Here is an 18,215-nt window from a genome sequence, read left to right as displayed (position 1 = left end):
ACCCTCTAATTTCCTAGTAGGGGTCGGGCACTTCGGATTCACAATGCTGATGTACATTGTTTCACCTACGGATTTCATCACCATAGCTCTCGCCTTAGATGGTCTATCCTAGTCGTTGAACCTTCTCCACTCTTTCGAGACAGGAGCTTGGCTGCTGATTGCCCAATCTCTCTTCTTTTCGACCATTCACGCTTGCCGTTTCCAGCTACGTTGTAGGGAAGTGAGTTTTAGGGGTTTCCAGCAATTCACCCGATAATTATCTCTAGCCGTTACCAGCTAGGACGACTGTGCTTGTCACTGTCTAAGCAGCTAAAGCATAATCTACGTCACGGATACGAGATTCCGCAGCAGTTAGGTTTTCAGAAGATGTGTTTAAGTTATTAATTGTGTGGTCTAAACGGTTTTGGTACGCACCTAATTTTGACCTTTCTGAAGATACACTTTGAATTGCCTTGTCAATAGTTTCAATTGCACTTTCTGAACCAGATTGACTTTTTACATCTAAGCTATTAACACCTAAATCGCTTGTTGTCATACTGTTAATATTTATTGACATAGTCTGGCCTTTATTAGCACCTATATGCGCTGTTAAAGCGTTTTGCACGATATCAACAGAACCTGCCGCAGCAGCATTTGTTGCAGCTGTAGTAGTCAAATTAACTTTTAACCCCGCAGTATCACCAGAACCAGTTAATGTTAACCCCTTACCACTAGCAGCCACTCCATCGATTTCACCTGCAACATCAACTCCTGCATCCGTCGTATCAGTTGATGCATCAGAAGTTAAATTCATTTCAGCGGTAACTGCATTAGCCTTAATAGTAATAGATGTATCAGCGCCATATTCAGTAGTCTTTAATTCTAATGCTGAAGTAGTACCATCTCCAGTAACAGTGATTCCAATATTAGCGTTATTTACTGCATTTTTAAAATTAGAGGCTGTAGCTGCTGCATCTGCATTATCAAAATCAAATGAAATTGAATGACCGTTGATTTCAACCGTTTTACTGCCACTTGCTTCTGTTAAATCAGAATCAGCAAAAGTGCCTGATGCTGTAGCTGTAGCTTGTTCTGCCGCAGTAGTTACTTCAACAGTATATGTTCCTGCTACAGTTTGTTCTGAAGCTTGTGCAGAAGTTACATTTGCATTACTAGAAAAGTTAACTTTAGCACCGGAGTCACCATTTAAAAGTTTCTTAGTATTAAATTCGGTTTGCGTAGATATTCTGTCAATTTCTTCTTTTAATTGGTTAACTTCTTTTTGAATTTCTGCTCTATCATCCGCAGTGTTAGTATCGTTGGCAGATTTAACACTTAATTCACGCATACGTTGAAGGATATCATGTGTTTCATTCAAAGCTCCTTCTGCCGTTTGAATCAATGATGTTGCATCCTGCGCGTTCTTAGAAGCCATGTCTAAACCACGAATTTGCCCACGCATTTTCTCCGAAATTGCTAACCCTGCTGCATCATCAGCTGCACCATTAATACGAAGACCTGAAGCCAATTTCTCCATAGATTTTGATTGATTTGTTGATGCAGTATTCAACTGACGATGTGTATTCAACGCCGCAATGTTATGATTAATTCTCATTTTAATTTCCTCCTTGAGTGTGTGTAGGGTACACTTCCTTGTGACCCTGAATTTTGTGGCGGTGTACAGAGCCGGCCGAACTCTTTCTCCCGCTTACACTAGTAATATCGGACGGGCTGATTAAGTGTTTAGTATATTTTTAAAGTATTTTATAATCTATAGAAGAAATCAGCGTACATATGTCATAAGTTTGTCTAAACAGAATCCCACATAAAAAAGCACCGCCATAGAGCTTCTATAGCGATACTTTACTAATCAAAGACTATTCTTTTTTCATCAACTGCGAGAACAGTTCCATATCAATAGTGAGCGCCTCTTTATTCGTTTCTGTAATCGACTGAACTAACTCTCCTCTAAGAATTTCAATAGATTTTGGTGCGTCAATTCCAATTCGAACGGTATCGCCTTTGACCTCTAGTATCCGAATTTCTATATTGTCTGCAATTTGAATGACTTCGTTTACTTTACGTGACAAGACGAGCATGTTAGTTCCCTCCTTTGTCAAGTGGGTGTCTGACTGTGAAACGTGGGTCGTTCAGAATCATTTGTTTGGCCTTTTTGTTTTGAACGTGAAAGATTAAGGGCGCCTGCAAGTTGATCGTCGACTGGTGATCAGGCTGTTTCATGGATAGGATGCCAAGCACCATGATCTCTTCTGGTTGACTAATTTCAAGCAAGTCAATCGTCGCGTGATCTAGTTCAAATGTATAATCGGTTACTAGTGTATAGGGGTTAGCTACAATGAATGCCACTTCATGCTGATTCGTTGATTGCAATACTTGTAATGAATCACTGCCTTCAATCGGCAGCAATACGAAATTCGTTTCGTTTTCAAAGCCTGGGATTCCCTTTGGAAAATACCACTTTTCTGCTGGATCTATTTCGATCGTTGCATGAAATTTAGTTTCAATTCTCATGTTGTATGTTGCTCCTCTTCTTAATGTCTTGTTCACTATTACGTTATTTACCACGAAGATACTTTACGTTCATTCTTTGTTATACTTTCCAATCGATTTCGATAGATGGATGTTGCTCCAGGTTGGCTGTTACAGTCCCTGGCGTATAGTGATGGATTGGTTTGTTGATCTGCGCATCTATTATGGGCTTCTGCGGTGTCACGTTTATACTCACATGGCCTGGTGTAAAGCTTCTTTTTAATTGCAATGAATTCCCCACAAAGCGGATACCTAGCTCAGCTACTGGTCGATCAGTGTTTTGTTTAATAATATCAGCTAAGGGGTTACCGCCATTTTCAATTTTCACGAGCTGTTGCCCTTCCTGAGCTCTGCGTGCAATGCCTTCTTGCACTTTTTGCTGACTGTACTGAGCGACTTCATCTCCCCGTCTAAACATGCTCATTAAGTCTAGAGCCGCTCGATTCTCTGTCGTATCGATCGTAAGTTCCGACGGTGTAGTGGACATTTCAATAATGGCTGCGGGTTGTTCGATAGTCAGGGTAGCTTTCGGTTGCTGAATTTCTTGTATGGGTTTATTTATTTGTAATCCCAACCTGGCTGATGTTGTCTGGACTTGCAGCTGAGGGATATTCATATCTATCACCTTCCTTTGCTTTCCTATATAAAAATAGCGGACACCATCATCGTGTCCGCACTACTTTTTACCGCAAGAAATCCGTTAAAGAAGGCTGGATAATACGCGCCCCTACAGATAATGTGGCCCGGTGGATTGACTCTGAAGTAATCAAATCCGTAATCGTTTTTTCATAATCAATATCTTCATTTTCGGAACGTTGCTTTTTCGCGGCACCTTCTTGCATTTGAAGACGATTATCCATAAGCTCTGCACGGTTGGAACGCGCACCAATATCCGCACGTTTTATAAGCACATCATCCAGCAACCCATCAATTTTTTCTAGCGCGGAACTAAAATCATACTTGTCGTCCGTATCATTTTTTATATCCGTGAACAATTGATTAATATTGTTAAACATATCCGACACATTCGTACTTACACGTAAGTCTACTCCATCAAATACTTCAATTGATACACTCTCTTTAAAAGATGCACCCGATTCATAATTACCCGTTGTTTTATCGAATAACGGTTGATCGGTCATCTTCCCACTAAATATATGTTTGTCGCCGACTTTCGTATTCGCTAAGTCATGCAGTTGATTTTGCAATTGTTCTAATTCGACTTTGATCATCGCTCGATCATTTTCTGTCATCGTACCTGTATTCGCAGCATTTGCAGCTAGTTCTCTCGCACGATGAAGGACTTGTCCTACTCCGTCCAACGCGTCATCTGAACTATCCAGCCAGTTATTTACTTCGCCTAAGTTTTTCTGATATTGCTCTACCCTGTTGACCTGCATACCGTAGCCGAGGCTTTTCATAACGACAACAGGATCATCAGATGGGCGAGTGACTCTTTTTCCTGTATTTAGTTGTTCTTGTAATTTTCCCATATTGTTATAACTGCTTGATAAGTTCCGCAGCATATTTTGAGATAGCATAGATTGTGTTACACGCATGAAGATTCCTCCTAAATTATCTGCCGACTGTACCCATGCCGTTGATGATTTTATCTAACGCTTCATCCATTACGGTGATCATGCGGGCAGATGCGTTATATGCTTGTTGGAAACGGATCATGTCGGTCATTTCTTCGTCTAGTGAGACCGAGCTGATCGAGTCCCGACGATTGGAAACGGCAAGCAGAAGGGTTCCTGAGCTTTCGGTCATTTTGATTGCTTGTTGTCCAGAGACTCCCAGTTCCCCGATGATTTGAGCGAAGAATCCTTGGACGCTTGAACCACCTAGCCCGTCAGGTCCACTGAGTTTGTTGAACAGCGCATTACTTAGATTTTTGGCATTTTGTCCATTTCCTACTTCGGGATTAGTGCCTGGATCGCCTACCTGCTTGGAAGTGGATGCCGCCAATTTATTCGGTTCTTTAACTATACTCTCGTTTACTTTGATGTTGCTTGCAGAAATACTTCCGCCATTGATCACTACGAAGAAATCTTCACCTGTGTTCCCCTCTAGATCTGTACCCTCTTTGTGAATTTTATTAAATTCCGTAGCAAAAGCATTCGCCATCTTGTCCAATTTCGCGAGCATGTCAGGATAAAGACCTTTTACTTCTTCGCCTGGTGCATCACTATAACCATACGAATCTACGAGTGATTTTAACTCACCAGTTTTCTTCATTTCTGTCACTGAAAGCTTTGCGTCTCCAGCAGGTGCACCGCTGAATGTAAAGCCTGTGATGGCAGCCGGGAGTTCGCCGGTTGCTAAGTCTTTTCCATCTATCGATATTTCCGAGAATTTATCTTTCTGTAAAACGGTTATTGAATCACCGTTTGTCTTGATTTTAATTGTAACGGTACCTTCAGCTATTGCCAGTGCACGTCCGCCAGTTTTATCGTAGCTGACTTCAATCGGCAAGTAGCCGGATAATTGATCTAGCAAACCATCACGTGCATCATAGAGGTCGTTTGGCAAATAACCATTCGGTTCAACCTCTGCAATTTGTTTATTTAGTTCAGTAATTTGGCCAAATATCGAGTTGATATTGATTGCGGAGACATTTATTTCGTCTCCTAAGTTAGTTTTTATTTCGGAAATGGATTTGGAGATATATTTAAACGAATCAGCTACCGCCACGCCACGTTCTACGACAACTGCACGTGCTCCACCGTTTTCGGGGCTCGTCGCAAGCGTCTGCAATGATTGCCAGAAGTCTGTCAGTGTTTGCTGTAAGCCAAATTCAGAAGGCTCGCCTATTGCATCCTCCATTTGAGTAATCGCTTTTGTCTGAGACTCCCAATACCCAAGCTTCGTTGATTCATTTCGAAACTGATGATCGACAAACGTATCCCGAATCCGCTGAATACTTCCCGCTTCTACCCCTGTCCCAAGAAAGCCAGGAGTCGTTCCCGCGTTCAGTCCTACTCCAGGAAATCCAGAAGTCGCTTGCATGTTCACGCGCTGGCGTGAGTAGCCGGGTGTATTCGCGTTCCCTACGTTATGCCCTGTCGTATAAAGAGCGGATTGCTGTGTGTACAATCCGCGTTTGCTAGTTTCTAGTCCCATGAATGTCGAGCGCATGTGATGTCCTCCTTATGCTTGGGAGTCGAATGAAGAGAGCTTGGTTTTGGCTCTGCTTTGTGACTGCCCTTGTACTTCGTTTTTCGAATAGTTGACGGTTTCCGGACGCGGACGGACCATGTCCAGCGATAGATTCACAAATTGAAGAGATTGATAGGTCAGTTGCTGATTGAGTTCGTTCTGTTGTTTCAACTCATGAATCGCATGCAGGAGACGGTCCTTCGCCTCTGCTAACTGTTCTTTGTCCGGTTCGTTCGCTACTTCGATCAATTGCGTCATCGTCGGTTCAGCAGGCACTGCACGTCCTTGTGCGGCCATATACTGCTTCACTTCCTGCAGGCGCTTCTGGTCCATTTGTACAATAGCTGCTAGGTGAGCTTGCTCCTCCTTCAACAGCTGGTCAATCCCGTCGACGTCACCGCTTTTTAGCAGTGCAGTCTTGTCGTTGGACAGACGAAGCAAGCTCGTATGCAGTTTTTCTAGGTGATTGAGCGTTGTCAAAATTGGTTCAATGGACATGTGTAACCCTACTTTCCTTATGGCTTATTGAAATACGACAGCATACTGGAAGCGAGTTTGCTCGCATCTACTTGATATTCTCCAGATTGCACTTGCGCTTTCAATTCCTGTACACGCGTTTGTCTTGCGGATTCAATCGGTGAAGCGGCGGATAATTTTTTCGCTTCTGAAGAAATCTCGAGCTTATCTGTTTTCACTTGTGCGGCTTGCTTCGCCTGGTCCACTTTCATTTGCTGATTGCGGTACGGGTTGACGGCTTGTGTTTTAAATCCATCTATTTTCATACGTCTCGCTCCTTTCAATTCTTATCGTAGATTTGGGTCCTTCTCTTTACTTCGGCAGATTTCATGAAGTTTTTAGAGGCTTTTGTACGAAAAAACGAGCAGTACGAACTGCTCGTTTCGTATTTACTCATTTACTGTCTTTTTGCGTGTAGTATGTGCCTCGATCTTGTGCCTTTACGGCCTCACGGAGCTCTTGCGCCGCGTCAAATGTCCGTAAATCGGATTGAATCTCTTCCGTACATTTGGCACAGAGCTTACCTGTCGATGTTAATGCGCCACATTTATCACATGGATAGCCAAGATTCGGGAACAATGCCGGTTGCAGTCTTCCTTTACGCACCCAGCGATACAGTAATTCCTTTGTCACACCTGTCACTTCCACGATTCGATCGATATTCGCTGCACGGTTTTCCCGTTTGCGTAAAAAGCGATAGACCGTTTCATACATTTGCTCTTCTGCTTGCGCACACGTTCCACACACATCCCGAAGGCCCGTGTAATTAAACATACCGCCACATGTCGGACAATTTCTTACTTCCGCCATTTTGATCACTTCTCTCTAATAGGTCTGAACAACGTCACAGCTTCCACCCGTTGTACGCCGCGCTGTTTCAACGCCTCTGCTGCGTGACGCAATGTCGTGCCAGTTGTATAAATATCGTCAACGAGTACATACACTGCTTCATTACGTTGTATATCGGCAGTTACGTGGAATAGTTCAGTCATCGCGAGACGTTCGCTACGAGATTTTTCTCCCATGACCGATTCCGTCGTTTTTTCAAGTAGCGACTGATACGGAATCTTCGCTGCTTCTAACAACGCATCCACTTGAGAAAAGGTTCGTTTCCTTTTATTGATTGGATGCATCGGAATCGGTACGACAATCTTTTGGGATTCGTTCAGTACGCTACGTAATGAAGGCGCGAAAATTTGCGCAAGCGCAACGTCTTGCATGAACTTAAACTGATGCAAGTACTCTCTCCCTGCTTCATTATATGCATAAAGCGAATGAACAGAATCGAGTACATCGTCTTCTATAATTTGATCGATGCGCTCGAACTTCTCAAAACAAATTGGACAAGCAAAAGCGTCTTTTTGAATACCAAGGAAGTGTTGCCAAGTCGGCTGATAGTGTAAAGATTGATCGCATAGTAAACACGTCATTGCGGCACCTCCGTACGATTTAGCTTCCGGATTTCCCGTTTCGCTTCGTCCATTGCATTTGTGATGCCTTGGTGAAACAATACGAAGTCACCCGACGTGTTCGGTATAGAGCGTCCCACTCGTCCACCGATTTGGATGAGTGCACCTTTATTGAAAATCGTTTGCTCCGCTCCCACAACCGCCACTTGCACGTTCGGTATCGTAATCCCCCGCTCCAGAATCGTCGTCGTCAGCAAGCCAGGAATTTCTTTCTGTCTTAGTAACTGCACTCGTTCTTTGCGATCCTCATGTTCCGCATGGACAGCACAAATTCGTTCATCCAGTTTCTGAAATAACGGTTCGGCCAGTTCCATTAGTTCGATCTGATGAAAGAAAATGAGAAACGGTTGCTGTTTGTCGAGACGTTCAGTTGTCCAGCGCAACAATTTCGCCGGAATTCGTTTCTTTTTCAGCTGTTTCTCGTAATTCCACAGCGCTTCGTTGCGTGGTACAGGTAGTGGCTGACCGTGATAACGTCTCGCTAGAATGGATATTTTGCCTTGCTTTTTATTCATCGCAAGCAACTGACTAGAAGGTGTCGCAGTGACGAAATGGATGGGTGCGTTAGGTTTTGCGGCTTTTCTGACTGCTCGCTGTAACGTTTCGTCCGCAGTATACGGAAACGCATCGGCTTCATCAACGAAAATCACGTCGAACGCCTCGTGAAAACGATAGAGCTGATGAGTCGTCGCAAGGATTAGCTGCGCGTCAAAGTGCTCTACCTCCGCCCCACCATATAACGCTTCTACTCTAGTATCAGGAAAGGCAGTCGTTAACCGCGGCAATAGTTCCAAAATAACGTCCACTCGAGGTGCTGCGAGACACACCCGCTTGCCTTCATTCAATACGTAATGAATCGGCTGAAACAGCATTTCCGTCTTGCCCGATCCACACACTGCATAGAGTAAATGAGATACGTTTTGTTTCGTACTATCAAGCAATTCACGCGTCGCTTTCTGCTGAGAAGGCGTCAAATTCCCTTGCCAGTTCATGCGGTGGTTCGTTGGGAAAGTCGGTGGCGTGCCTGTCCACGTAAGCAATTCTGAACAGCATGACACGCGCCCCATGTTGAGACAGTTTCTACAATAAGCGCACGGTGCTTCACATTGCGCACACGTAAATACAGTGAAGCGTGTTGGATTTTCATTATGGCAACGCTGACAAGCATAGTGCGTTCCGTGCCACGTCTTTTTTGTCGTAACGCCTTGTTCTATATGGATCTTGCCTTGACGGATTGCTTCGTCAACGGTTTCTTCCGAGAATGGCAAAAGATGACGCAACCACATGCGCCCTGCCAAAAATTGCTTGAGTTGGTGTCGTTCGGACATGCAGTTCCCCCTGTTCAGGTTCCGCGTCGTTTCACCCAACCGAGTCCCATGGCCCCTTCACCAAGATGCGTGCCGATGACCGGGCCAAAGTGGCTAATCGTGAAATCGACGTTCGGATGTTTTTCTTCTAATTGTTTCTTCCATTCTACTGCGTCGTCATAGCGATTCGCATGGATCACTGCTGCGTCGAGCAATTGATTCTTGGCATCTTCCGACAATAAATCTGAAATTCGCTTCATTGCTTTTCGTGATGTACGAATTTTTTCAAATGGGACAATGACTTTGTCTACGAAATGCAAGACGGGCTTCACTTGCAACAGTCCGCCAACTAGCGCCTGTGCTCCGGATAAACGACCGCCACGTTGTAGATGCGATAAGTCGTCCACCATGAAATAAGCTTTAACGTCTTTCTGCATTTCTTTCAATTCTTCAATGATCGCACGCGGATGTACGCCTTCATTCGCAAGCTGTGCTGCACGAATCGCGTAAAAGCCTTGGGGATAGGCTGAAATTTCAGAATCAAACGGCAGGACTTCTAGTTCCGGCACGAGCTCGGCGGCTTGTATTGCGCCCATATACGTTCCACTGATACCGCTCGATAAGTGGATCGTAATGACCGCGTCGTAGTCTTTCGCGAGTTCGCTAAATAGCGCTTCGAAGTCACCGATCGCGGGTTGTGATGTTTTCGGTAGCGGGCCTTTACCGCGTACCATGTCGTAGAATGCTTCGGTTGTGATGTCGGCGTCTTCTTTGAATTCTTTGCCGTCAATTGTTACGAGTAACGGGATGGTATGGATCCCGAGTCCTGCTTTTATGTCATCCGGCAAATACGCCGTCGTGTCTGTCACAATCGCTATTTTCAATATGATCAACTCCTGTTACTTATTCTACCTGAAATTGGCGGAGTTGGCATCTGTGAAGGGGGAATTGGTGAGGATGAATTGCGGTACGTGGGGGATTTGCGCTCCAGAGGGGACGCTTTCCGGAGGGCGTGGCTTGAGCCGCTTCCTTCGCTTCGCTACGTCCAGGGTCTCAAGGCGCACGCTGATCCTCCCGGAGTCGCCCCCTCTTACGCTCCAATCCTACCTTTAGTGGGGTGGCACATACTGTTTTTCATTGAAATTGGGATTAACTTCTAGTTCAAGTTCAAATATCAAGGGATTAAGTATGAACTGCAATGTCTTACTCCCTACTGCCACAATGAAACTCAACAAAAGGTAAGTATCAGCAATCGGTAAGGGATGGGGGTGGAAGATGGTCGACTCTGGGAGGATCACCCCGACAGGTGAGACCGCTGAAGGCGCGCAGCGACTAGCGGGCTCACCGCGGGTCACTTCAAACGCGTCCGCCTGGAACGCAGCGTAACGATGCCCTTCCCCTTCAACTCTCTAAAACTGACGAAGTAACTCTTTCATGCTATCTTGTATCTAGACTGAACACTTCAAGGAGGCGTTTGATTATGCAGGAAATTATCTATGAACAGCGGGACGCGGTAGCGTATGTGACGTTAAATCGACCGGAGTCGATGAATGCGTTTAACTTTCAACTGTTGCTCGAGCTTGGGCAAGTTGTTGAAGGAATTCGAATCGATCCCGATGTGCGGGCTGTCGTATTTACAGGCAGTGGCGACAGGGCTTTTAGTGTAGGTGCTGATTTGAAAGAGCGGAAGACGTTGACTGAATCGATGGTGCGAAGGAATTTGAATAAGATTGGCGACGTATTTACGATGATTGACCAGCTGCCACAGCCTACGATTGCAGTCATTAATGGCTTTGCGTTTGGTGGCGGTATGGAACTCGCGCTAGCTTGTGATTTCCGGATTGCGGCGGATAGTGCAGTGATGGGACTGACAGAGACGGGACTGGCGATTATTCCGGGGGCTGGCGGAACGCAGCGGTTGCCTCGGTTAATTGGTGAATCAAAAGCGATGGAGTTGATTTTGACAGCTCGACGCGTGTCGGCCGAAGAAGCGTTGCGGATTGGCATGGTGACGCAGAAAGCGCCTGTGGATTCATTGGATGAAGTCGTGAATGCGTTTGTCGATTCATTGCTCGCTAACGGACCAATCGCGATTCAGCAGGCGAAATTTGCGATCAAGCAAGGGATGATGGCGGATTTGCAGACAGGGCTAGCAATTGAGCGTAAGGCATATGAGATGACGTTGCCCACGGAAGATCGTGTGGAGGCATTGATTGCCTTTTCGGAGAAGCGGAAGCCTGTGTTTAAGGGGAAGTAAGTGTTTTTCGGGGGAAAAGTGTGATGGATTGAGCTTCATAGCGTGGTGAATTGGGCGTTCGATCGGCTGGGTAGAGCGGTTGGACGTCTTTATTGAGCGGTTAAATGGATAGATAGAGCGCTCACGGGAAAGTATGAGCGGATAACACATTTGATAGAGCGGTAACCGAGCTGGATAGAGCGGATCTTGCCCAACTATGAGCGCGGCCCGACAACCACCCTCTCTATAAGCACTGAATTCGTCCTAAGCTTCACGGCGTGGTCGATAGAGCGGATAATCGTCTTCATTGAGCGGTTAAACGGTTGGATAGAGCGCTCACGGTAAAGTATGAGCGGTTAACACGATTGATAGAGCGCTTGCCTAGCTGGATAGAGCGGATCTCGGCCAACTATGAGCGCGGACCGGCCACTGCCCTTTCTATAAGCAATGAATTCGTGCTAAGCTTCATAGCATGGTCGATAGAGCGGATGAACGTCCTCATTGAGCGGTTAAATGGTTGGATAGAGCGCTCACGGTAAAGTATGAGCGGATAAAACGCTAGATAGAGCGGTAACCAAGCTGGATAGAGCGGATCACGGCCAACTACGAGCGCGGACCGGCCACTGCCCTTTCTATAAGCAATGAATTCGTGCTAAGCTTCACAGCATGGTCGATAGAGCGGATGAACGTCCTTATTGAGCGGTTAAACGGTTGGATAGAGCGCTCAAGTTTAAGTATGAGCGGATAACACGCTAGATAGAGCAGTAACCGACCTGGATAGAGCCGATCTCGGCCAACTATGAGCGCGGCCCGACAACTACCCTCCCTATAAGCAATGAAATCCTCCAATAGCGTGAGTTTCCAAAAGAAAAAACCCTTCCGAATCACTCGGAAGGATTTTTCATATTGTCACATCGCGGATTTTGCCCAACAACTCCCGCAGCCCACGCAACTTTCGTCAAAACCGCAGTAGCCCCTTGACGATCCGCTTCATGGACAGCACGGATATACGCACTGTTTGCTTCATCAACGACATATTGAGGTGCAACATGATTCAACGTCATCGCCAGTACATCATTGAGGCAACGCTCGCATGTACACGGCAAATGCAACTCATTCTTATATTTGGAAATCACGTCGCGTACCACGACCTCCATAATATTATGCACTTTCATAGTCAGATACTCCTTCTTACTCAGAGTAGATAGAGATTGGAGATATAAATAACTTGGATCGTGATCGTTCAATATGTTGCTCTATGACTTCAGTAAAACTTTCACCTAGTATGCCAGTGTATTCTTAATGTCTCCTCCACTATGCACCTAGGGAATGGGGCGGAAGACGGGCGACTCCGAGTGGATCAGCGTGCGCCTTGAGACCCTGGACGTAGCGAAGCGAAGGAAGCGGCTCAAGCCACGCCCACCGGAAAGCGTCCCGTCTGGAGCCCCATTCCCCAAACCACTAGCCCCAGTCAAGCCTCTGCAAAGTAAAACCTTACTTAGAAAGAATAATCTTCTTCTTCAACAACTCTTTACCCGAAATACCAGGCTTCGTCATCTCGAACGGATGCAAAATCGTATCCAACTCTTCTTTCGACAAAATATCTTTCTCGATACAAATCTCACGAATCGACTTGTTCGTTAACAACGCTTCTTTCGCGATCTCTGACGCCACTTCATAGCCGACGTGCGGATTGATTGCCGTGATGATCCCAATACTCTTCTCCACATATTCATTCAAGTGTTCGACGTTTGCAGTGATTCCATCTAAACAATAATCGCGGAATGCGCCGAAGACGTTCGTCATGATTTTCAATGACTGCAGCAAGTTGAATACAAGCACTGGCTCCATCACGTTTAATTCGAACTGTCCCGCTTCGGATGCCAATGCGATCGTCATATCGTTACCGACTACTTGGAACGATACTTGGTTCATGACTTCTGCCATTACCGGGTTCACTTTTCCTGGCATAATAGAAGATCCTGGCTGTCTTGCAGGTAATGCAATTTCCGATAGACCTGTACGTGGACCAGATGCCATCAAGCGCAAGTCATTACAAATTTTAGACTGGTTCAGCATCGTGCCGCGTAGTGCTGCAGATACTTGAACGTACGAGTCTGTGTTTTGTGTTGCGTCTACTAAATGCGTAGAAGACTTTAATTCGAAACCACTGTTTTCTGACAGATAGCTCGCTACTTTTTTAATATATAGTGGATCCGCGTTTAAGCCGGTTCCAACCGCTGTTGCGCCCATATTGATTTCATACAAGTACACACGTGATACACGAACGCGTTCGATGTCGCGGCGTAGTACCATTGCGTACGCTTCAAATTCTTGTCCAAGACGAATTGGAACCGCGTCTTGTAAGTGTGTACGGCCCATTTTCAAGACCGATTGGAACTCGATAGACTTTTTCAAGTAGGTTTTATGAAGTGATTCCATAACACCGAGTAATTTATCTACTTTCATTAATGTTGCGATATGAATTGCAGTCGGGAACGCGTCATTTGTCGACTGCGCCATGTTGACATGCGTGTTCGGGCTAATAATATCGTATTCGCCTTTTTTGTAACCGAGAATCTCCAGTGCACGGTTGGCGATGACTTCGTTTGCGTTCATATTTACTGACGTTCCTGCTCCCCCTTGGATTGGGTCGACGAGGAACTGGTCGCGCAATGCGCCATTGATGACTTCTTCAGATGCCGTAATAATCGCTTCTGCAAGAGTAGCGTCCAATTGACCAATGTCGCGGTTAGCTTGTGCTGCAGATTTTTTGACGATTGCAATCGCACGAATTAAGTCGCGGTTGACGCGGTAGCCCGTGATGGGGAAGTTTTCTGCTGCGCGTAATGTTTGTATACCGTAATACGCGTCTTGTGGCACCTTCTTCTCTCCGATAAAATCCGACTCTATTCTGTACAGTAATTGTTCTTCCATCATGCAGAACCTCTTCTCAAGTAGTTTTTATAAGTTTAATTCGTATCCCATTATACACACAATACGGTCCATGTATAGCCGTTCGGGCATACAATTTCATCTTACCTTATAGATAACGTGTAAACCACCCGGTAATCTCTTCTAATCTCGCAATTCGCAGGTTTGGTTTCCCTGTTCTTGACATATTATGATCGGATTCGGGGAAGCGCACAAATTCTGTCTCTTTGCCTAAATCTTTTAATGTAATAAAGAGTTGTTCCGCTTGCTCAATCGGACAAACGAAGTCTCGTTCTGCATGAAGAATCAATAGAGGTGTCTCGACATTCTCTGCATATTTTAATGGAGACTGCTTCCATAACGTATCGACGTCTGTCATTCCAGCTTTCAAATGCCAGTCGGTGAAGTAATAGCCGATATTGGATACTCCGAAGAAGCTGACCCAGTTGCTGATGGAACGTTGTGTGACGGCTGCTTTGAAACGATTCGTATGCCCCACAATCCAGTTTGTCATGAAGCCACCATAGCTACCACCCGTTACACCAAGGCGCGTTTCATCGATCCAGCTTTCGGTTTTCAATACTTCATCCAGCCCAGCCATAATGTCTTCATATCCACCGCCACCGTAATCACCGCGCACCGCGTCAACAAACGCTTGACTATAACCGTGACTACCACGTGGATTGAGATAGAGAACACCGTAGCCTTGCGCCGCTAGCACTTGCATCTCGTGAAAATACGTATAGCCGTACATCGCATGCGGTCCGCCATGAATTTCCACAATGAGCGGATACGTTTTACCTTCTGTAAATTTCGCTGGCTTCATGAGCCACCCTTGGATATTTTCATTGCCATTCGTAAAATAAATCGTTTCCGGTTCAACTAACTCGACTTTCTTCAACCAGCCTTCGTTGAATGAAGTCAATTTTATCCGTTCCCCCGTCGCAATCGTTTGGCGATACAGTTCTCCCGGATTCGTCATCGTGCTTACGGTGAGCAATGCGAATTCAGCGTCTTTCGCAACGTCATAACCATAAACATGTTCTTCTTCACCAGTCGCAGGATAGATTGCACCGTCAAGTGTAGCCGCATATAATCGTACTTCCCCCATACTGGATAGTTGGAAATACAGCTGCTCGTCTTCCGTCCAAACTACACCTGGCGCAATCGTTTGTTGCAAGTGATCAGAAATGCTTTCGTCTCCGATCGGTGCGTCAATCCCCGCTGTTAGATTCATCGTCTGACCATTCGTTTGGTCATAGACGAAGACATCTGCCTGCGTAACGTTTTGGAACGTCATGTCATACCCTGTATACGCGATATAGCGGTCGTCTTTAGAGAAAGCGACATTGCCGAAAAAGCCTTGTTCATCAAGGATCACTGTTTCTTTTTTCGTTTCAATATCCACTAGTATTAACGGAACACTGAAGTCATGATCCGTCTGCTCGTTGCGGTTGACGCCGATGACCAATTGCTTGCCGTCATGCGAAACCGCTTCTAATGAATGATTAAATGGTTCCTTTGTGAAATTACAAACAGTGCACGTGGCCACATCGACATAGCCGACTTGTGTGAATTCGTCTTGCGGTAAGACTCCAATGAAATCTTCTTTGTATTTCATTTTCGTCACACGGATCGGTTGGGGAAATCCCTTTTGCTTTTGTACCGTAGTAGAAAATGTTTCGCCTGTTTTAAGCTTGCCCGTAAACCAGATTTTCTTGCCGCATGGCGACCATTCGAATGAATCGATCCCCTCTTTACAGTCCGTTAGAGCACGTGCTTCCCCGCCTGCTTTTCGCATCATATATAGTTGATCCGTTCCGCTACGATTCGATAAAAACGCTACTTGCTTGCCGTCTGGAGACCATTTTGTTGCTCCGACTCGTTGCTTGCCATATGTCCACCGCGTTACCTCACCCGTCTGTAAGTCGATATGATGGATGGCTGAATGATACGCATTATCCTCTTTATTTAATTCCGTCACCGTACATACCGCTTCTTGATCGTTAGGTGCCAACACCGGATTCGTTACCGACTTCGTTTCAAATAGATCGTCCATCGTTACACATCGTTTATTCATCTAACCCCTCCTATTTTCTTACTTTTCTCTCTAAACCATAACAAGACCGCACTTGCTTTGGCAATACATGCGTAAAAAAACGAGTGACGGGCTATCATTCCCCATCACTCGTTCCTATGATCTTTAACTCTTAACTTGATCTTTCAATGAACGTCTTAAAATCTTACCTGTCGTATTTTTCGGCAACTCATCAAGGAACTCAATCGTTTTCGGTACTTTATACTTCGCGAGACGCTTCGCACAAAATTCATGCAGCGATTGTTCCGTAGCATTCGAACCTTCCTTCAACACAACATAGGCTTGTACTTCTTCACCGAAGTTCGTGTCTGGTACGCCAACGACTGCGGCTTCCACAATATCGCGGTGGCTAAACAGCACTTCCTCGACTTCACGAGGATAGACGTTAAATCCGCCGACGATGATCATATCTTTCTTGCGGTCTACGATATAAAAGTAACCGTTTTCATCTCGTCGCGCCAAGTCGCCTGTGTAGAGCCAACCGTCACGAAGTGCAGCTGCAGTTTCTTCAGGCATTTTATAATACCCTTTCATGACGTTCGGTCCGCGTACAATTAATTCACCGACTTGATTGTCAGGAACTTCTTCGCCCATTTCATCAACCACTTTATTTTCGACATTCATGATATTCGTGCCGATCGATCCAGGTACACGCTCGCGATCTAACGGGTTGAAACACGTAACCGGTGAGGCTTCAGATAAGCCGTAACCTTCCGAAACACGCACATTAAATTTCTCTTCGAAGTTATGAAGCAAGGAGACAGGCAGTGAAGATCCACCTGAAATCGCTAGTCTGATGGAGTCGAAGTCTTCTGTTTTACCTTCTGGATACTGATAAAGGAAGTTATACATAGTAGGAACGCCCGCAAATACTGTCGCCTTCTGCTCGCGAATCATTTGGAATATCTCGCCCGGGCTAAAGCGTGGTTCAAGTAAAATAGTAGCGCCTTTAACGAGTGGTGCATTCGCTACAACCGTTAATGCGAATACATGGAATAAAGGCAATGTGGCTACGATTCTATCATTCTCGGAGAAGCCTAAATAGTCCCCTACGTCACGCGCATTCGAGTAGATATTCTTATGTGTTAACATCGCACCTTTCGGGTGTCCAGTCGTTCCAGATGTATAAAGAATGATAGCGCTTTCATTCTCGTCAACTTCAACCGCTTCCGTCATCGGTTTAGATTTCTTAATGAGCATGCTAAATGAATGCACTTTTTCCTTCACCGCATCGTTTAGCGCAGCTAATTTCTGTCCTGCATCTGGACTCATTTCACAGATGACATAGTTCTCAATCGTCGGGAATGACTGGCTTGCTACTTCTACCAGTGGCAGTAATGGATCGATCGCAATAACGGCTTTGGCATCACTGTTTTCTAGAATGTATGAAATTTCGTCAGGTGTATAAAGCGGATTGATCGGCACAGCTGTCGCTCCGATCCGCATAGTGGCATAGAGTGAGATCAAGTAGTGCGGCGTGTTGCCGAGTAAGAATGCCACTTTGTCTCCTTTATTGACCCCTAGGTTTTGTAGTGCGTTGGCGAACATGGATACGGACATGTCAAACTCTGCGTACGTCGTGTCTTTCCCCATGAAGTGATAGGCGATTTTACTTGGCTTGCTCTGTGCGGTTTGCTGAACACTAGAAACTAAATTCATGCTTTCATCTCCCTAACAAGTGAATGAATAACCATTCAGTATTTTGTTCATTATACTGACAAAACAATTAATTGGCAAGAGTTTACTGGGAATTTTGTTATTTTACTTTATTAGGTGAGTCTGGACGGGGTAAGTGGGTGGGGATTGAAGCTCCAGCTGGGGACGCTTTCCGGAGGGCGTGGCTTGAGCCCATAGCTGTCAACTTAAGAAATAGGTGTACTTCTTTCAAAAAGATGGTAAAGATACATACCATCATTTTTGAAAGGAGTTCTTTTTATGTCTATCAACCATCATTTTGACATGCTTGA

The 18,215-nt window shown here is 45.3% G+C and carries 17 protein-coding genes; 1 reads left to right on the top strand and 16 read right to left on the bottom strand.

Going from position 1 to position 18,215, the window contains the following annotated elements:
• Window positions 1–301: 301 nt before the first annotated feature.
• The 12 genes from CSV80_RS18125 to CSV80_RS15600 all read right to left on the bottom strand — a co-directional run bounded on the left by CSV80_RS18125 (window position 302) and on the right by CSV80_RS15600 (window position 9,864).
• Complete coding sequence (locus tag CSV80_RS18125) at window positions 302–1,594, bottom strand: flagellin N-terminal helical domain-containing protein (protein ID WP_099671862.1); 1,293 nt, start codon at window positions 1,592–1,594, stop codon at window positions 302–304.
• Window positions 1,595–1,856: 262 nt separating this feature from the next.
• Complete coding sequence (csrA, locus tag CSV80_RS15650) at window positions 1,857–2,078, bottom strand: carbon storage regulator CsrA (RefSeq protein ID WP_099671545.1); 222 nt, start codon at window positions 2,076–2,078, stop codon at window positions 1,857–1,859.
• Window position 2,079: 1 nt separating this feature from the next.
• Complete coding sequence (fliW, locus tag CSV80_RS15645) at window positions 2,080–2,511, bottom strand: flagellar assembly protein FliW (protein ID WP_099671544.1); 432 nt, start codon at window positions 2,509–2,511, stop codon at window positions 2,080–2,082.
• A 79-nt stretch (window positions 2,512–2,590) separates the two neighbouring features.
• Window positions 2,591–3,145: a DUF6470 family protein gene (locus CSV80_RS15640; RefSeq protein WP_099671543.1), complete on the bottom strand. Its 555-nt coding sequence runs from the start codon at window positions 3,143–3,145 to the stop codon at window positions 2,591–2,593.
• 67 nt (window positions 3,146–3,212) lie between these two features.
• A complete protein-coding gene (gene flgL / locus CSV80_RS15635) occupies window positions 3,213–4,088 on the bottom strand; it encodes a flagellar hook-associated protein FlgL (protein WP_099671542.1) in 876 nt (291 codons plus the stop codon).
• A gap of 16 nt (window positions 4,089–4,104) precedes the next feature.
• Window positions 4,105–5,667, bottom strand: a complete 1,563-nt coding sequence (gene flgK / locus CSV80_RS15630; protein WP_099671541.1) for a flagellar hook-associated protein FlgK — start codon at window positions 5,665–5,667, stop codon at window positions 4,105–4,107.
• 12 nt (window positions 5,668–5,679) lie between these two features.
• A complete protein-coding gene (locus CSV80_RS15625) occupies window positions 5,680–6,186 on the bottom strand; it encodes a flagellar protein FlgN (RefSeq protein ID WP_099671540.1) in 507 nt (168 codons plus the stop codon).
• A 17-nt stretch (window positions 6,187–6,203) separates the two neighbouring features.
• Window positions 6,204–6,470, bottom strand: coding sequence for a flagellar biosynthesis anti-sigma factor FlgM (gene flgM, locus CSV80_RS15620; protein WP_099671539.1), 267 nt, complete (start codon window positions 6,468–6,470; stop codon window positions 6,204–6,206).
• Window positions 6,471–6,597: 127 nt separating this feature from the next.
• Window positions 6,598–7,014 (bottom strand): TIGR03826 family flagellar region protein, encoded by a 417-nt coding sequence (locus CSV80_RS15615; RefSeq protein ID WP_099671538.1) that lies wholly within the window; start codon window positions 7,012–7,014, stop codon window positions 6,598–6,600.
• 5 nt (window positions 7,015–7,019) lie between these two features.
• Window positions 7,020–7,634: a ComF family protein gene (locus CSV80_RS15610; protein WP_099671537.1), complete on the bottom strand. Its 615-nt coding sequence runs from the start codon at window positions 7,632–7,634 to the stop codon at window positions 7,020–7,022.
• Window positions 7,631–9,001, bottom strand: coding sequence for an ATP-dependent helicase ComFA (locus CSV80_RS15605; protein WP_199083998.1), 1,371 nt, complete (start codon window positions 8,999–9,001; stop codon window positions 7,631–7,633). The genes CSV80_RS15610 and CSV80_RS15605 overlap by 4 nt, the downstream gene beginning before the upstream one ends.
• Before the next feature lie 14 nt (window positions 9,002–9,015).
• Window positions 9,016–9,864, bottom strand: a complete 849-nt coding sequence (locus tag CSV80_RS15600; protein WP_099671536.1) for a DegV family protein — start codon at window positions 9,862–9,864, stop codon at window positions 9,016–9,018.
• A gap of 596 nt (window positions 9,865–10,460) precedes the next feature.
• Between CSV80_RS15600 and CSV80_RS15595 the strand changes: the two genes are divergently transcribed.
• A complete protein-coding gene (locus CSV80_RS15595) occupies window positions 10,461–11,237 on the top strand; it encodes an enoyl-CoA hydratase-related protein (RefSeq protein ID WP_099671535.1) in 777 nt (258 codons plus the stop codon).
• Window positions 11,238–12,100: 863 nt separating this feature from the next.
• Here the strand turns inward: CSV80_RS15595 and CSV80_RS15590 are convergent.
• The 4 genes from CSV80_RS15590 to CSV80_RS15575 all read right to left on the bottom strand — a co-directional run bounded on the left by CSV80_RS15590 (window position 12,101) and on the right by CSV80_RS15575 (window position 17,907).
• A complete protein-coding gene (locus tag CSV80_RS15590; RefSeq protein ID WP_099671534.1) occupies window positions 12,101–12,391 on the bottom strand; it encodes a late competence development ComFB family protein in 291 nt (96 codons plus the stop codon).
• 319 nt (window positions 12,392–12,710) lie between these two features.
• Complete coding sequence (aspA, locus tag CSV80_RS15585; RefSeq protein WP_099671533.1) at window positions 12,711–14,156, bottom strand: aspartate ammonia-lyase; 1,446 nt, start codon at window positions 14,154–14,156, stop codon at window positions 12,711–12,713.
• A 103-nt stretch (window positions 14,157–14,259) separates the two neighbouring features.
• The gene (locus tag CSV80_RS15580) at window positions 14,260–16,230 is read right to left on the bottom strand and encodes a S9 family peptidase (protein WP_099671532.1); all 1,971 of its coding nucleotides are present in this window, start codon (window positions 16,228–16,230) and stop codon (window positions 14,260–14,262) included.
• A 123-nt stretch (window positions 16,231–16,353) separates the two neighbouring features.
• Entirely contained in the window at window positions 16,354–17,907 is a 1,554-nt protein-coding gene (locus CSV80_RS15575; RefSeq protein WP_099671531.1) for a fatty acid--CoA ligase family protein, read from the bottom strand.
• Window positions 17,908–18,215 lie beyond the last annotated feature (308 nt).

It is taken from the genome of Sporosarcina sp. P12(2017), from assembly GCF_002743035.1.
Classification (GTDB): Bacteria; Bacillota; Bacilli; order Bacillales_A; family Planococcaceae; genus Sporosarcina; species Sporosarcina ureae.
The sequence above is the reverse complement of the archived record's forward strand: the minus strand, read 5'-3'. Positions and strand labels throughout refer to the sequence as shown.

Coding starts and splice junctions, on each gene's coding strand:
- CSV80_RS18125 (WP_099671862.1), bottom strand. CDS start 1,594: ATGAGAATTAATCATAACATTGCGGCGTTGAATACACATCGTCAGTTG.
- csrA (WP_099671545.1), bottom strand. CDS start 2,078: ATGCTCGTCTTGTCACGTAAAGTAAACGAAGTCATTCAAATTGCAGAC.
- fliW (WP_099671544.1), bottom strand. CDS start 2,511: ATGAGAATTGAAACTAAATTTCATGCAACGATCGAAATAGATCCAGCA.
- CSV80_RS15640 (WP_099671543.1), bottom strand. CDS start 3,145: ATGAATATCCCTCAGCTGCAAGTCCAGACAACATCAGCCAGGTTGGGA.
- flgL (WP_099671542.1), bottom strand. CDS start 4,088: ATGCGTGTAACACAATCTATGCTATCTCAAAATATGCTGCGGAACTTA.
- flgK (WP_099671541.1), bottom strand. CDS start 5,667: ATGCGCTCGACATTCATGGGACTAGAAACTAGCAAACGCGGATTGTAC.
- CSV80_RS15625 (WP_099671540.1), bottom strand. CDS start 6,186: ATGTCCATTGAACCAATTTTGACAACGCTCAATCACCTAGAAAAACTG.
- flgM (WP_099671539.1), bottom strand. CDS start 6,470: ATGAAAATAGATGGATTTAAAACACAAGCCGTCAACCCGTACCGCAAT.
- CSV80_RS15615 (WP_099671538.1), bottom strand. CDS start 7,014: ATGGCGGAAGTAAGAAATTGTCCGACATGTGGCGGTATGTTTAATTAC.
- CSV80_RS15610 (WP_099671537.1), bottom strand. CDS start 7,634: ATGACGTGTTTACTATGCGATCAATCTTTACACTATCAGCCGACTTGG.
- CSV80_RS15605 (WP_199083998.1), bottom strand. CDS start 9,001: ATGTCCGAACGACACCAACTCAAGCAATTTTTGGCAGGGCGCATGTGG.
- CSV80_RS15595 (WP_099671535.1), top strand. CDS start 10,461: ATGCAGGAAATTATCTATGAACAGCGGGACGCGGTAGCGTATGTGACG.
- CSV80_RS15590 (WP_099671534.1), bottom strand. CDS start 12,391: ATGAAAGTGCATAATATTATGGAGGTCGTGGTACGCGACGTGATTTCC.
- aspA (WP_099671533.1), bottom strand. CDS start 14,156: ATGATGGAAGAACAATTACTGTACAGAATAGAGTCGGATTTTATCGGA.
- CSV80_RS15580 (WP_099671532.1), bottom strand. CDS start 16,230: ATGAATAAACGATGTGTAACGATGGACGATCTATTTGAAACGAAGTCG.
- CSV80_RS15575 (WP_099671531.1), bottom strand. CDS start 17,907: ATGAATTTAGTTTCTAGTGTTCAGCAAACCGCACAGAGCAAGCCAAGT.